Below are 13,080 nucleotides of genomic sequence, written 5' to 3'. Positions count from 1 at the left end.
CCCGTTGCCCGGAGACACGGAACGGGCCGCCACCCCGAGGGGTGACGGCCCGTTCTGTCAGAGAGTCTCAGACGTGCTGAGCTGCTTAGGAGTTGCCGCCCGAGAGCTTCTCGCGCAGAGCCGCGAGAGCCTCGTCGTCTGCGAGCGTGCCCGCACCGGCGGCCTCGCTCGTGAAGGACTGGCCGCCGAAGTCGTCGCCGGCCGCAGCCTCTGCCTCGGCCGCCTTGGTGACCTGGGCCTTGTGCGCCTCCCAGCGAGCCTGGGCCGCAGCGTACTCCTGCTCCCATGCCTCGCGCTGGGCGTCGAAGCCTTCCTTCCACGCACCGGTCTCGGCGTCGAAGCCCTCCGGGTACTTGTACTCGCCGTTCTCGTCGTACTCCGCGACCATGCCGTACAGGGCCGGGTCGAACTCGGTGCCGTTGGGGTCGACCGACTCGTTGGCCTGCTTGAGCGACAGCGAGATGCGGCGACGCTCGAGGTCGATGTCGATGACCTTGACGAAGACCTCTTCGCCGACGGAGACGACCTGCTCGGCCAGCTCGACGTGCTTGCTGGAGAGCTCGGAGATGTGGACGAGGCCCTCGATGCCGTCTGCGACGCGCACGAACGCACCGAAGGGGACGAGCTTCGTGACCTTACCCGGCGTGACCTGACCGATCGCGTGGGTCCGGGCGAAGACCTGCCACGGGTCCTCCTGCGTCGCCTTCAGCGACAGGGAGACGCGCTCGCGGTCGAGGTCGACCTCGAGGATCTCGACGGTGACCTCCTGGCCCACCTCGACGACCTCGGAGGCGTGCTCGATGTGCTTCCAGGACAGCTCGGAGACGTGCACGAGGCCGTCCACGCCGCCGAGGTCGACGAACGCACCGAAGTTGACGATCGACGAGACGACGCCCTTGCGGACCTGGCCCTTGTGCAGGTTGTTGAGGAACGTGGTGCGCGACTCGGACTGCGTCTGCTCGAGCAGGGCGCGGCGCGAGAGGACCACGTTGTTGCGGTTCTTGTCGAGCTCGAGGATCTTGGCCTCGATCTCCTGGCCGAGGTACGGCGTGAGGTCGCGGACGCGGCGCAGCTCGATGAGCGAGGCCGGCAGGAAGCCGCGGAGGCCGATGTCGACGATGAGTCCACCCTTGACGACCTCAATGACCGTACCGGTGACGACGCCGTCGTTCTCCTTGATCTTCTCAACGTCTCCCCAGGCGCGCTCGTACTGCGCACGCTTCTTGGAGAGGATCAGGCGGCCTTCCTTGTCCTCCTTCTGGAGGACAAGGGCCTCGACCTCGTCGCCGACCTTGACGACCTCGTTGGGGTCGACGTCGTGCTTGATGGAGAGCTCGCGCGAGGGGATGACGCCCTCGGTCTTGTAGCCGACGTCGAGCAGAACCTCATCGCGGTCGATCTTGACGATCGTGCCCTCGATGATGTCGCCGTCGTTGAAGAACTTCAGGGTCTTCTCGACCGCGGCCAGGAAGTCCTCAGCAGATCCGATGTCGTTGATGGCGACCTGCTTGGTGGCCGGGGCGGTCGTTGCGGTAGTCATGTAGTGGGTTGTCCTTGTGAATGGATACTCGGGCTGGGACGGCGTCGACCGCGCACGGTCTAGTGGATGCCTCTCAGCGGTGGGATTGTGATGTTCCGTCACGCGGGCATGCATAGGCACGCCACGAGTGACGCTTCAGGCTATCAGATCGGAGGCGTCCATGACGATGCGGATGCTGACGCGGAGCACGCGCGCTGACAGACTGTGCTCATGCCCCGCCCCGAGAAGCTCCTCCTGCTCGACACCGCCAGTCTGTACTTCCGCGCGTTCTACGGCGTGCCCGACAAGGTGACGGCGCCGGACGGCTCCCCCATCAACGCCGCCCGCGGGCTGCTCGACATCGTCGCGAAGCTCGTGACGCTGTACGAGCCCACGCACGTCGTGGCCTGCTGGGACGACGACTGGCGCCCGCAGTGGCGGGTCGACCTGATCCCGAGCTACAAGGCGCACCGCGTCGTCGAGGTCGTACCGGCGGGACCCGACGTCGAGGAGGTCCCCGATCCGCTCGAGGCGCAGATCCCGCTGATCCGGCAGACGCTCGGAGCCCTCGGCATCCCGATCATCGGCGTCGCCGAGCACGAGGCGGACGACGTGATCGGCACGCTCGCGACCGTGGCGACGATGCCGGTCGACATCGTGACGGGCGACCGCGACCTCTTCCAGCTGGTCGACGACGAGCGCGAGGTCCGCGTGGTCTACACGGCGAAGGGCATGAGCAATCTCGAGGTCGTGACGGATGCCGTGGTCGTGGCCAAGTACGGCGTGCTCCCCTCTCAGTACGCGGACTTCGCGACGATGCGCGGCGATGCCTCCGACGGCCTGCCCGGCGTGGCCGGGGTGGGAGACAAGACCGCGGCGACGCTTCTCAAGGAGCACGGCGATCTCGCCGGCATCCGTGCGGCAGCCGCGGCGGGCGAGGGCATGAGCACCGGCGTGCGCACCAAGATCCTGGCGTCGACCGCCTACCTCGACGTCGCGCCCACCGTGGTGGAGGTCGCGAAGAGCCTCGACGTCACCGCCCCCACCGAGCCCCTCCTACCGCTCCGCCCCGAGCAGGTCGACGCCGCCCTGGCGCTGGCCGAGAAGTGGAACCTCGGAGGTTCGATGGCCCGCGCGATCGCGGCGGTGGGCACCACCGCGGACTGAACGGCGGTCGTCAGCCCGCCCAGGCGAGCAGCCGCTCGAGCCCCCAGGTCGTCACGATGCGGGCTGCCGGGACACCGGCCCTCTCCGCACGCTGCGCGCCGTGATCGAGCAGCGACAGCTGTCCGGGGGCGTGCGCATCGGAGTCGATGGAGAACAGGCATCCTGCCTCGAGGGCGATCGCGATGAGCTCGTCAGGGGGATCCTGGCGTTCGGGCCGGGAGTTGATCTCGACCGCGACTCCGTTCTCGGCGCACGCGGCGAACACCGCTCGCGCGTCGAACTGCGACTCCGGTCGCGTGCCGCGCTCCCCCTGTACGAGACGGCCCGTGCAATGACCGAGCACGTTCACCCGGGGATGCGCGATGGCCGCCAGCATACGCGCCGTCATGGGTCGCGCCTCCATGCGGAGCTTCGAGTGCACCGAGGCCACGACGATGTCGAGCTCGCCCAGGAGGTCGTCGTCCTGATCGAGCGCGCCGTCTTCGAGGATGTCGACCTCGATCCCGGCGAGCAGAGTGAAGCCGTCGCCGGACTCGGCTCGCACGAGCGGGATCTGCTCGCGCAGCCTCTCCGCCGACAGCCCGCGTGCCACGCGCAGGCGCGGCGAGTGGTCGGTGACGGCCTGGTACTCGTGGCCCAGCGCGCGTGCGGCGGCCGCCATGACCGCGATCGGCGTCGTCCCGTCCGACCAGTCCGTGTGCGCGTGCAGATCGCCACGGAGCTTCCCGCGGAGCTCGGATGCGATCTCCGGTTCGACCTCGCCGCGGAGCTCGACGAGGTAGTCGGGCACCTCCCCCGCCTGGGCCTGGCGGATCACTCCGAAGGTCGACTCGCCGATGCCCTTTGCAGCGCGCAGCCGCGTGGGGTCGTCCCGCACGTCCTCCGGCAGCTGCTGCAGGGTCGCCGCCGCCTGGCGGAACGCCTTCGCCCGGTAGCGCGACGCCCGCTCGCGCTCCAGCAGCGAGGCGATCTCGAGCAGCGCGGCGACCGGATCCATGGCGTCTCCTAGGCCGAGGCCAGTTCTCGGCTCACGCCGATCCACTGCTCGAGCTTGGCCGCGGCCCGTCCGTCGTCGACCGCCTCGGCCGCGCGGGCGTATCCCTCCCGCAGCCGCTCGACGATCGGCCGCTGCGCCTGCGCGGCATCCTGCGAGAGCTCGAAGGCGACGATGCCTGCCGCCGCGTTGAGCAGCACGATGTCGCGCACCGCGCCCTTCTCGCCCTCGAGCGTGCGACGCAGCACTCCGGCGTTGTGCTCGGGAGAGCCGCCGATGAGGTCGGCGAGGTCGGCGATCGGGATGCCCAGGTCGCGAGGGTCGAGATCGTGCTCGTGGATGTCGCCGCGGGTGACCTCCCAGATGCGGCTGTGCCCCGTGGTCGTGAGCTCGTCGAGGCCGTCGTCGCCCCGGAAGACCAGCGCGGTCGCCCCCCGCGTGCGGAACACGCCGGTGATGAGCGGCACGCGCTCGATCTGGGCGACGCCCACGGCGTTGGCCTCGGCGCGCGCCGGGTTGCACAGAGGTCCGAGCATGTTGAAGACAGTGGGGACTCCGAGTTCGGCGCGCACGGCGCCCGCGTGCTTGAACCCCGGGTGGAAGGCGCCCGCCCACGCGAAGGTGATGCCCGTGCGGTCGAGGATCGACGACACGGCGGCGGGGTCGAGCGTGAGCTCCAGACCCAGTGCGCTCAGGACGTCGGAGGAGCCGGATGCAGAGCTCGCGGCCCGGTTCCCGTGCTTCACGACGGGGATCCCGGAGGCACCGATGATGATGGCGGCGGTGGTGGAGACGTTCACGGTGCCGACGCGATCGCCGCCGGTGCCGACGATGTCGAGCACGTTCGGCGAGACGGGGAGCGGGACCGCGGCCTCGAGGATCGCGTCGCGGAAGCCCACGATCTCGTCGATGGTCTCGCCCTTGGCTCGGAGGGCGATCAGGAAACCGGCGAGCTGAGCCTCGGTGACGTCTCCGCGCATGATCTGGCGCATGGCCCAGGTGGACTCCCAGACGCTGAGGTCGCGACGCTCCAGGAGAGTGGTGAGGACGTCGGACCAGGTCAGCGATTCAGCCATGTGTGCGATCCTATCGGCGCGACACCTCGGGCCAGATTCTTCGTGACGGACGGTCGCCTGGCGAGCATCCCCCGTTTCCCGCGGATTCACCGTGGATTCGCAGTGTTTTCTTAGGGTCCCCTAAGTCGAAAGCGGGCGAATCGGGTGCCCGGAGTGCAAGAATCACCCCCGAGGATCGGCCATAATGGAGGGGTGACGACCTCAGCGACGTATGCCCCGGCGGCGAGAACCATCAAGCGGCCCAACCCGGTAGCTGTCGGCACCATTGTGTGGCTCGGCAGCGAGGTGATGTTCTTCGCGGGACTCTTCGCGATCTACTTCACCCTCCGCAGCACCTCTCCCGAGCTCTGGGCCGACCGCACCGAGCTCCTGAACGTGCCCTTCGCGTTCGTCAACACGGCGATCCTGGTGCTCTCCTCGTTCACCTGCCAGATGGGCGTCTTCGCCGCTGAAGACCTGCAGCCCTACCGCATCGCCAAGGGCCAGAAGAACGGCGCCGGACGTCGTCGCCTGTTCGGCTGGGGCATGGTCGAGTGGTTCTTCCTCACCTTCGCCCTGGGCGCGATCTTCGTCTCCGGTCAGGTGTGGGAGTACGCCACCCTGGTCGCTGAAGGTATGCCGATCAGCGCCGACTCGTACGCCTCGGCGTTCTACCTGACCACCGGCTTCCACGCCCTCCACGTCACCGGAGGCCTCGTCGCGTTCCTCCTGGTGATCGGCCGCGCGTACGCCGTGAAGAACTTCCGGCACAAGGAGGCGACCTCCTCGATCGTGGTGTCCTACTACTGGCACTTCGTCGACGTCGTCTGGATCGTGCTGTTCGTCGTTATCTACTTCCTGAAATAAGAGCGGAGCTGATCCCCGAGATGGCACGAGAGAAGAAGCGCCGTTCGAACGGCCGTCGCAGTCCCCTGGCTGCGGCCGCCCTCATCGGCGCAGGCCTCATGATCACCGGCGCCGTGTACGCCGGCGCATCTGCCGCGTTCGCCGCGACGGACACGCAGACCGCGGCGTCGAGCACGCTCACGGTCGAGGACGGCGAGAAGCTGTTCCAGGCGAACTGCGCGACCTGTCACGGCCTCGACATGCAGGGCACCGCGAACGGCCCGAGCCTCTACGGCGTCGGCGAGCTGGCCGTCGAGTTCCAGATGTCGACCGGACGCATGCCGCTGCAGATGCAGGGGCCCCAGGCCCCGCAGAAGCACCCGCAGTTCACCGAGGACCAGATCCTCGCGGTCTCGTCGTACGTGCAGTCCGTGGCCCCCGGCCCGACCTTCCCGTCGGACGAGACGCTCGACGGCAAGGGAGACGTCGCCCACGGCGCCGAGCTCTTCCGCGTCAACTGCGCGATGTGCCACAACGTGGCCGCCGCCGGTGGTGCGCTCACCGAGGGCAAGTACGCCCCCGCCCTGACCGAGACCAGCGCGCTGCACATCTACGCGGCCATGGTCACCGGCCCCCAGAACATGCCCGTCTTCGGTGACATGAACCTGTCCGACGAGGACAAGCGCGACATCATCTCGGCTCTGCTGTTCCAGCAGCAGTCGGTGCAGATCGGCGGCTTCTCGCTCGGCTCGCTCGGACCCGTGTCCGAGGGCCTGTTCGTCTGGATCTTCGGAATCGGCGCCCTGGTCGCCATCACCGTGTGGATCACGGCGAAGTCCAACTGACGCTTATTCATCGAAGAGGAACGTACGAGGAGCACCATGGCACACGACGACGACTCGCAGGCTCTCGAAAGGGCCTACCAGCCCTCTCCGGGGCTGGGTGTCGCAGTCAGCGACCCCGTGCAGAACCCGGGGCTGCCGCCGCACCGTGAGCGGATGACCGACAAGGACCCGCGCGCCGAGAAGACGGCGGAGCGCACGGTCTACACCCTGTTCTACCTCTCGCTCGCGGGCAGCATCTGGGCGGTCGCCGCCTACATGCTGTTCCCGATCGAGAGCGGCGCGCTCATCGACATCCGCCAGAACAACCTCTTCATCGGTCTCGGCATCGCCCTCGCGCTGCTCGCGATCGGCATCGGCGCGATCCACTGGTCCAAGGCGCTGATGAGCGACAAGGAGCACATCGAGCACCGTCACCCCACCCGGGGCAAGGACTCGACGCGTGAGGCCGCCGTGGCCGCTTTCGCCGCCGCGAACGAGGAGTCCGGCTTCGGCCGTCGCACCATGATCCGCAACTCGCTGTTCGCGGCGATCGTGGCGTCGATCATCCCCGGTGTCACGCTGTTCCGCGGCCTGGCGCCGCACAGCACCCCCGAGGACCCCACGGCGGGCGACCCGGTCGCGCTGCTCAAGCACACCATGTGGGAAGAGGGCGCGCGTCTCGTCCGCGACCCCGACGGCACCCCGATCCGCGCCGCGGACGTGACCCTCGGATCCGCCTTCCACGTGATCCCGGAGGAGCTCGCGACCCTCAGCCACCACGACGGCTACCTCGAGGAGAAGGCCAAGGCCATCGTGCTGATGATGCGCCTGCGTCCCGAGCAGCTGATCGAGTCGGAGGAGCGCAAGGACTGGTCGTACGACGGCATCGTCGCGTACTCCAAGGTCTGCACGCACGTGGGCTGCCCCGTCGCCCTGTACGAGCAGCAGACGCACCACCTCCTCTGCCCCTGCCACCAGTCGCAGTTCGACGTCACGGACCACGCCAAGGTCATCTTCGGCCCGGCCGCCCGTCCGCTGCCTCAGCTGCCCATCACCGTCGACGACGAGGGCTACCTCGTCGCACGCAGTGACTTCACCGAGCCCGTCGGCCCGAGCTTCTGGGAGCGCCATTGAGCACCGCAACGCTGTCCAAAGAGGACAAGGACACCAAGGCGCCTCTCGGCGGCCGCTTCGTCGGCGCCGCGTCGAACTACATCGATGAGCGCACCAGCCTCTCCGGCTTCGTCAAGGAGCTCGGCCGCAAGATCTTCCCCGACCACTGGTCGTTCATGCTGGGCGAGATCGCGCTGTGGAGCTTCGTCGTCGTGTTCCTCTCCGGAACCTTCCTGACGTTCTTCTTCCAGGCCTCCATGGTCGAGACGCACTACACGGGCGCCTACGCCCCGATGCGCGGCATCGAGATGTCGGCGGCCCTCGAGTCGTCACTGCACATCTCGTTCGATCTGCGCGGTGGTCTCCTGGTTCGCCAGATCCACCACTGGGCCGCTCTGGTCTTCGTCGCCGGCATCGGCGTGCACATGCTGCGCGTCTTCTTCACCGGTGCGTTCCGCAAGCCGCGCGAGCTCAACTGGGTGATCGGCTTCGTGCTGTTCATCCTCGCCATGGCAGAGGGCTTCACGGGCTACTCGCTTCCCGACGACCTGCTCTCGGGCAACGGCCTCCGCATCATCGACGGCATGATCAAGGGCTTCCCGCTCGTCGGCACCTGGATCTCGTTCCTGCTGTTCGGCGGCGAGTTCCCCGGCACCGACATCGTCGGTCGCCTGTACACGCTGCACATCCTGCTGCTGCCGATGCTCGTGATCGCGCTGATCGTCGTGCACCTGATGCTGATGATCGTCAACAAGCACACGCAGTTCGCCGGCCCGGGCCGCACGAACGACAACGTCGTGGGCTACCCGATGATGCCGGTCTACATGTCGAAGATGGGCGGCTACCTGTTCATCGTCTTCGGCACGATCGTGCTGATCGCGACGTTCTTCCAGATCAACCCGATCTGGAACTACGGACCGTACGACCCCTCCCCCGTGTCCGCCGGTACTCAGCCCGACTGGTACATCGGCTTCGCGGACGGTGCGCTGCGTCTCGCTCCGTCGAACTGGGACGTCGTGTTCCTGAACCACACGTGGTCGTTCGGCATCCTCGCGCCTGTCGCGGTGCTCGGTGTCTTCATCGTGATCGTCATGTTCTACCCCTTCATCGAGGCGTGGGTCACGGGCGACAAGCGCGAGCACCACATCGCTCAGCGTCCGCGCAACGCGGCGACCCGCACCGCCATCGGCGCGGCCGGCGTCATCTTCTACGCGGTCCTGTGGGCGGCGGCATCGTCCGACCTCATCGCGACCCACTTCATGCTCACGATGGAGGGCGTGATCCACACGCTCCAGGCTCTGCTGTTCCTGGGTCCGATCCTCGGCTACTTCGTCACGAAGCGCATCGCGCTGGCCCTGCAGAAGAAGGACCGCGAGATCGTCCTGCACGGCTTCGAGTCCGGTCGCATCGTCCGCCTTCCCGGCGGCGAGTTCATCGAGGTGCACGAGCCGGTCGACAAGTACGACCGCTGGAAGCTCATCGATGTCGACGGCTACGAGCCCCTCGTGGTGCGCCCGAACGACAAGGGCCGCATCCCGTGGAGCGAGAACCTGCGGTCGTCGATCTCGCGGTGGTTCTTCGAGGACCGTCTCGCCCCGCTCACGCAGGCCGAGATCGACGAGGCAGACGCCCACCAGCACCATGTCACGGCTCACAACGACGAGGCCGAGGTCGCGGAGATCCAGGGCGCTCATGAGCGCGCCGGCTTCCCCGACGCCCCCATCGCCGTGGACGAGACCCACGTCGACGAGACGCCGAACACCCCCAGCACGGTCATCGCGACCGAGCCGGTGAAGAAGCCTCGGAAGAAGAAGTCGGAGGACGGCGAGTAGAACTCCCGCTCCCCCACTCAGGGCCCTGTCCGTTCGCGGACAGGGCCCTTTCATGTCGGCATGAAAGGATCGGAGCATGGCCTCCGTCGTCCGACTCCTCCGATCCGACTCCCTCGCCGCGGCCCCCTACGCGCACGCCGCCACCGCTCCGGCGGGTGCGCGCCTGATCTTCCTCGCCGGTGCCTGTCCTCTCGAAGACGACGGGTCGACCGCCGCGCCGGGTGACTACGCGGCACAGGCCGCACGCTGCGTGCAGACCCTGACGACGGCCCTCGAAGCCAGCGGAGCAGCGCTCGGCGACGTGATCAGCACCCGCGTCCTCGTGGCGTCCAGCCGCCAGCAGGATCTCGTGACGGCCTGGGATGTCATCCACGCCGCGTTCGGCGACCACGACGTCCCCAGTACTCTCCTGGGAGTCACGGTGCTCGGCTACGACGACCAGCTCGTCGAGATCGAAGCGATCGCCGCAGTGGAAGGGGCGGCATCATGAGCACGACCATCCGCGAGGCCGCAGCCGAGGACGCCGAGGTGATCCAGGCGATCGAAGCCTCGGCCGACGCGCTCCTCATCGATGTGCTCGGCGCGCCGGAGTGGCCCCCTCCAGGCGACCCGGTCCAGCGCCTGGGACAACCGGGGTTCGTTCTCGTGCTCGAGGAGTCAGCCGGCGCCTCACCGCTCGGCTTCGTGCACGTGCTCGACATCGACGGCCACGCACATCTCGAACAGCTATCGGTCCTACCGGAATCGGGCCGTCGGGGACACGGACGCCGTCTTGTCGACGCAGCACTCGTGGAGGCGCGTGAGCGGGGCTACTCACGCGTGACACTCCGCACATACGCAGAGGTGCCGTGGAACGCCCCGTTCTATGCCTCCTGCGGGTTCCTGGAGAGTATCCCGGAGTCCGGATTCCAGCTCGCCCTCGTCGAGACCGAGGCCTCCCTCGGCCTCGACCGCTACGGTCGGCGCATCCAGATGACCGTCGAGCTCTGACCCCTCGACCACGAGTTTGGCGGGATCCGGCGCCTTGTCGGCCGGATCAGGGCGGTGCCCCGCCGGCGCCACTCCCTACGCTGAGAGGATGATGGATCGCGCCGACTACTACGCCACCAAACTCGCCGCCGAGACAGACGCGAGCGACGTCTACGCCGCTCAGAAGGCTGGAGAGCCTCTCATGATCGTCGACGTGCGCTCCGACGAGGCCTGGGCCCAGGGACGCGTCGCCGGTGCCGTGCACATGCACTACAGCGAGATCGCCGCCCGCGCCGCGGTGGAGATCCCCCAGGACGCCTCGGTCGTCGTGTACTGCTGGAGTCCCGGGTGCAACGCCGGAGCCAAGGGCGCGCTCGAGTTCGCGAGACTCGGTTACGACGTCAGAGAGATGATCGGCGGCTTCGAGTACTGGGTGCGCGAAGGCTATCCCGTCGAGGATGCCGATGGCGTGCACCGCCGCCCCGTGGATCCGCTCACCGGCGTCGCCCGCATCCGCACGCGCTCTTAGAGGCGCAGAACATGCAGAAGGCCCCTGGGACACGTCCCAGGGGCCTTCTGCATGTCGATCAGCGGGCGAAGTTGCCGCGGTAGTACTCGTAGACCCAGCCGACGATCGCGACCACGAAGATCGCGAGACCGATCGGGAGCAGGAAGTGGCCGACGGCCAGTCCCACCACGAACACGGCAGCGGAGCCCGCCAGCACGAGCGGCCACCAGGACCAAGGGCTGAACTCGCCGAGCTCGGGGTCGCCGTCGTCGATGTCGCTGGTCAGGATGTCCTCGGGAAGTTCACCCTGCTGAGCCTTGTGGGTCCGGTCGAGGTAGAACGCGATCATCGCGCCCATGAACGCGGCGAAGAACAGCGCCACGGTGCCGACCCACTCGATCCGCATCGCGAAGTTGTCGTTCGGGGTGGCCAGGATGTGCCAGCCGGTGTAGACGACGCCGACCAGCGCGAAGAACGCGGTCAGGATCCACCAGAGGATGACGTTGTCGCGCATGGGTCAGTGGCCCTCTCGCTCGCCGGGTGCCGTGGTAGCGAACTCCGCGGCCTCCGGGTGGTTCAGATCGAATGCCGGACGCTCACTGCGGATGCGCGGGATCGAGGTGAAGTTGTGACGCGGCGGCGGGCACGACGTCGCCCACTCGAGCGAGGCGCCATAGCCCCACGGATCGTTGACCGTGACCTTCGGAGCCTTGCGCGCCGTGATCCACACGTTCAGGAAGAACGGCAGCATCGAGGCGCCGAGGATGATCGCACCGATCGTCGAGACCTGGTTCTGCCACGTCCAGCCGTCGGCCGCCGAGTAGTCCGCGTAGCGACGCACCATGCCGTCGACGCCCAGCCAGTGCTGGATGAGGAACGTCATGTGGAAGCCGATGAACAGCATCCAGAAGTGCACGTAGCCGAGGCGCTCGTTCAGCATGCGGCCGGTCCACTTGGGCCACCAGAAGTAGAAGCCGGAGAACATCGCGAACACGACGGTTCCGAACACCACGTAGTGGAAGTGGGCGACGACGAAGTACGAGTCGGACAGGGCGAAGTCCAGCGGCGGGGCCGCCAGGATGACACCGGTCAGACCGCCGAAGACGAAGGACACGAGGAAGCCGAGGGCGAAGACCATCGGGGTCTCGAACGTCACGGAGCCTCGCCATAGGGTTCCGATCCAGTTGAAGATCTTCACGCCTGTCGGCACCGCGATGAGCATCGTCATGAGGGCGAAGAACGGCAGCAGCACAGAACCGGTGACGTACATGTGGTGCGCCCACACCGCGACCGAGAGCGCCGCGATGGCGATGGTCGCGTAGACGAGCGTCTTGTACCCGAAGATCGGCTTGCGACTGAAGACCGGGAAGACCTCCGACACGATGCCGAAGAACGGCAGCGCGATGATGTACACCTCGGGGTGGCCGAAGAACCAGAACAGGTGCTGCCACAGGAGGACGCCGCCGTTGGCCGGGTCGTAGATGTGTGCGCCGAGCACGCGGTCGGCGCCGGCAGCGAAGATCGCGGCAGCGAGCACGGGGAACGCCATCAGGATCAGGAGGCTCGTGATGAGCGTGTTCCAGGAGAAGATCGGCATGCGCCACATCGTCATTCCCGGCGCGCGCATCGTGATGATGGTCGTGATGAAGTTCACGGCACCCAGGATGGTGCCGAAACCGGAGATGCCGAGACCGAGCATCCAGAGGTTTCCGCCCGCTCCAGGAGAGAACGAGGCGCTCGCGAGCGGCTGATAGGCGAACCAGCCGAACGAGGCCGCACCCTGCGGGGTGAGGAAGCCGGCGACCGCGATGGTCGAGCCGAACAGGAAGAGCCAGAACGCGAAGGCGTTCAGACGCGGGAAGGCGACGTCCGGCGCACCGATCTGCAGCGGCAGGATCGCGTTCGCGAAGCCCGCGAAGAGCGGCGTCGCGAACATCAGCAGCATGATCGTGCCGTGCATCGTGAACAGCTGGTTGTACTGCTCCTTCGTCGGGATGATCTGCATTCCCGGCGCGAAGAGCTCGGCGCGGATGACGAGGGCCATCACGCCGCCGAGGAGGAAGAACAGCACCGAGGCGATGAGGTACATGTACCCGATCGTCTTGTGGTCGGTGGAGGTGATCCACTTGACGACGATGTTGCCCTTCTGCTCGACGCGTGAGGAGCTCATGAGAGCGGCCTGGCGTGCCGGAAGGGTCGTGGGGCGCGAACGGGGCGCCTCGTCGGTGCGGGGGGCTTCAGTGGTCGACATGG

Annotated in this window: 13 protein-coding genes; 8 read left to right on the top strand and 5 right to left on the bottom strand. The window is 67.5% G+C overall.

Going from position 1 to position 13,080, the window contains the following annotated elements; genetic code table 11:
* Positions 1 to 85 precede the first annotated feature (85 nt).
* Positions 86 to 1,540 (bottom strand): 30S ribosomal protein S1, encoded by a 1,455-nt coding sequence (gene rpsA / locus MRBLMX7_RS17335; protein ID WP_050723767.1) that lies wholly within the window; start codon positions 1,538 to 1,540, stop codon positions 86 to 88.
* A gap of 210 nt (positions 1,541 to 1,750) precedes the next feature.
* On the opposite strand from rpsA, the gene MRBLMX7_RS17330 reads away from it, so the two are divergent.
* Positions 1,751 to 2,686: a 5'-3' exonuclease gene (locus MRBLMX7_RS17330; protein ID WP_363370376.1), complete on the top strand. Its 936-nt coding sequence runs from the start codon at positions 1,751 to 1,753 to the stop codon at positions 2,684 to 2,686.
* A gap of 10 nt (positions 2,687 to 2,696) precedes the next feature.
* Here MRBLMX7_RS17330 and MRBLMX7_RS17325 read toward each other — a convergent pair whose 3' ends face one another.
* Together MRBLMX7_RS17325 and trpD are read right to left on the bottom strand one after the other, a co-directional pair.
* Complete coding sequence (locus MRBLMX7_RS17325) at positions 2,697 to 3,683, bottom strand: PHP domain-containing protein (RefSeq protein ID WP_363370374.1); 987 nt, start codon at positions 3,681 to 3,683, stop codon at positions 2,697 to 2,699.
* Positions 3,684 to 3,691: 8 nt separating this feature from the next.
* A complete protein-coding gene (gene trpD / locus MRBLMX7_RS17320; protein WP_050723765.1) occupies positions 3,692 to 4,756 on the bottom strand; it encodes an anthranilate phosphoribosyltransferase in 1,065 nt (354 codons plus the stop codon).
* A gap of 192 nt (positions 4,757 to 4,948) precedes the next feature.
* Here trpD and MRBLMX7_RS17315 point away from each other — a divergent pair, with 192 nt between their 5' ends.
* The 7 genes from MRBLMX7_RS17315 to MRBLMX7_RS17285 all read left to right on the top strand — a co-directional run bounded on the left by MRBLMX7_RS17315 (position 4,949) and on the right by MRBLMX7_RS17285 (position 10,848).
* Positions 4,949 to 5,602 carry a cytochrome c oxidase subunit 3 gene (locus tag MRBLMX7_RS17315; protein WP_050723764.1) on the top strand — a complete coding sequence of 218 codons (654 nt, stop codon included), beginning with the start codon at positions 4,949 to 4,951 and terminating at the stop codon, positions 5,600 to 5,602.
* 20 nt (positions 5,603 to 5,622) lie between these two features.
* Positions 5,623 to 6,426 (top strand): c-type cytochrome, encoded by an 804-nt coding sequence (locus MRBLMX7_RS17310; RefSeq protein WP_050723763.1) that lies wholly within the window; start codon positions 5,623 to 5,625, stop codon positions 6,424 to 6,426.
* Between the two features lie 36 nt (positions 6,427 to 6,462).
* Complete coding sequence (locus MRBLMX7_RS17305; protein ID WP_050723762.1) at positions 6,463 to 7,539, top strand: ubiquinol-cytochrome c reductase iron-sulfur subunit; 1,077 nt, start codon at positions 6,463 to 6,465, stop codon at positions 7,537 to 7,539.
* Positions 7,536 to 9,350, top strand: a complete 1,815-nt coding sequence (locus MRBLMX7_RS17300) for a cytochrome b (protein ID WP_363370371.1) — start codon at positions 7,536 to 7,538, stop codon at positions 9,348 to 9,350. The genes MRBLMX7_RS17305 and MRBLMX7_RS17300 overlap by 4 nt, the downstream gene beginning before the upstream one ends.
* Before the next feature lie 76 nt (positions 9,351 to 9,426).
* Complete coding sequence (locus tag MRBLMX7_RS17295) at positions 9,427 to 9,840, top strand: RidA family protein (RefSeq protein WP_363370369.1); 414 nt, start codon at positions 9,427 to 9,429, stop codon at positions 9,838 to 9,840.
* Complete coding sequence (locus tag MRBLMX7_RS17290) at positions 9,837 to 10,340, top strand: GNAT family N-acetyltransferase (protein WP_363370367.1); 504 nt, start codon at positions 9,837 to 9,839, stop codon at positions 10,338 to 10,340. Before MRBLMX7_RS17295 ends, MRBLMX7_RS17290 begins: the two co-directional genes overlap by 4 nt.
* A gap of 88 nt (positions 10,341 to 10,428) precedes the next feature.
* Entirely contained in the window at positions 10,429 to 10,848 is a 420-nt protein-coding gene (locus tag MRBLMX7_RS17285; RefSeq protein WP_363370365.1) for a rhodanese-like domain-containing protein, read from the top strand.
* 58 nt (positions 10,849 to 10,906) lie between these two features.
* Here the strand turns inward: MRBLMX7_RS17285 and MRBLMX7_RS17280 are convergent, their stop codons facing one another.
* Both MRBLMX7_RS17280 and ctaD read right to left on the bottom strand, forming a co-directional pair.
* Positions 10,907 to 11,341: a cytochrome c oxidase subunit 4 gene (locus MRBLMX7_RS17280; protein WP_050723757.1), complete on the bottom strand. Its 435-nt coding sequence runs from the start codon at positions 11,339 to 11,341 to the stop codon at positions 10,907 to 10,909.
* A gap of 3 nt (positions 11,342 to 11,344) precedes the next feature.
* Positions 11,345 to 13,078, bottom strand: a complete 1,734-nt coding sequence (gene ctaD / locus MRBLMX7_RS17275; RefSeq protein WP_050723756.1) for a cytochrome c oxidase subunit I — start codon at positions 13,076 to 13,078, stop codon at positions 11,345 to 11,347.
* Positions 13,079 to 13,080 lie beyond the last annotated feature (2 nt).

The sequence above is a fragment of the Microbacterium sp. LMX7-1.2 genome (assembly GCF_040675935.1).
Taxonomy (GTDB): domain Bacteria; phylum Actinomycetota; class Actinomycetes; order Actinomycetales; family Microbacteriaceae; genus Microbacterium.
The sequence above is the reverse complement of the archived record's forward strand: the minus strand, read 5'-3'. Positions and strand labels throughout refer to the sequence as shown.

Coding starts and splice junctions, on each gene's coding strand:
- MRBLMX7_RS17285 (WP_363370365.1), top strand. CDS start 10,429: ATGATGGATCGCGCCGACTACTACGCCACCAAACTCGCCGCCGAGACA.
- rpsA (WP_050723767.1), bottom strand. CDS start 1,540: ATGACTACCGCAACGACCGCCCCGGCCACCAAGCAGGTCGCCATCAAC.
- MRBLMX7_RS17330 (WP_363370376.1), top strand. CDS start 1,751: ATGCCCCGCCCCGAGAAGCTCCTCCTGCTCGACACCGCCAGTCTGTAC.
- ctaD (WP_050723756.1), bottom strand. CDS start 13,078: ATGTCGACCACTGAAGCCCCCCGCACCGACGAGGCGCCCCGTTCGCGC.
- MRBLMX7_RS17290 (WP_363370367.1), top strand. CDS start 9,837: ATGAGCACGACCATCCGCGAGGCCGCAGCCGAGGACGCCGAGGTGATC.
- MRBLMX7_RS17305 (WP_050723762.1), top strand. CDS start 6,463: ATGGCACACGACGACGACTCGCAGGCTCTCGAAAGGGCCTACCAGCCC.
- trpD (WP_050723765.1), bottom strand. CDS start 4,756: ATGGCTGAATCGCTGACCTGGTCCGACGTCCTCACCACTCTCCTGGAG.
- MRBLMX7_RS17295 (WP_363370369.1), top strand. CDS start 9,427: ATGGCCTCCGTCGTCCGACTCCTCCGATCCGACTCCCTCGCCGCGGCC.
- MRBLMX7_RS17325 (WP_363370374.1), bottom strand. CDS start 3,683: ATGGATCCGGTCGCCGCGCTGCTCGAGATCGCCTCGCTGCTGGAGCGC.
- MRBLMX7_RS17280 (WP_050723757.1), bottom strand. CDS start 11,341: ATGCGCGACAACGTCATCCTCTGGTGGATCCTGACCGCGTTCTTCGCG.
- MRBLMX7_RS17310 (WP_050723763.1), top strand. CDS start 5,623: ATGGCACGAGAGAAGAAGCGCCGTTCGAACGGCCGTCGCAGTCCCCTG.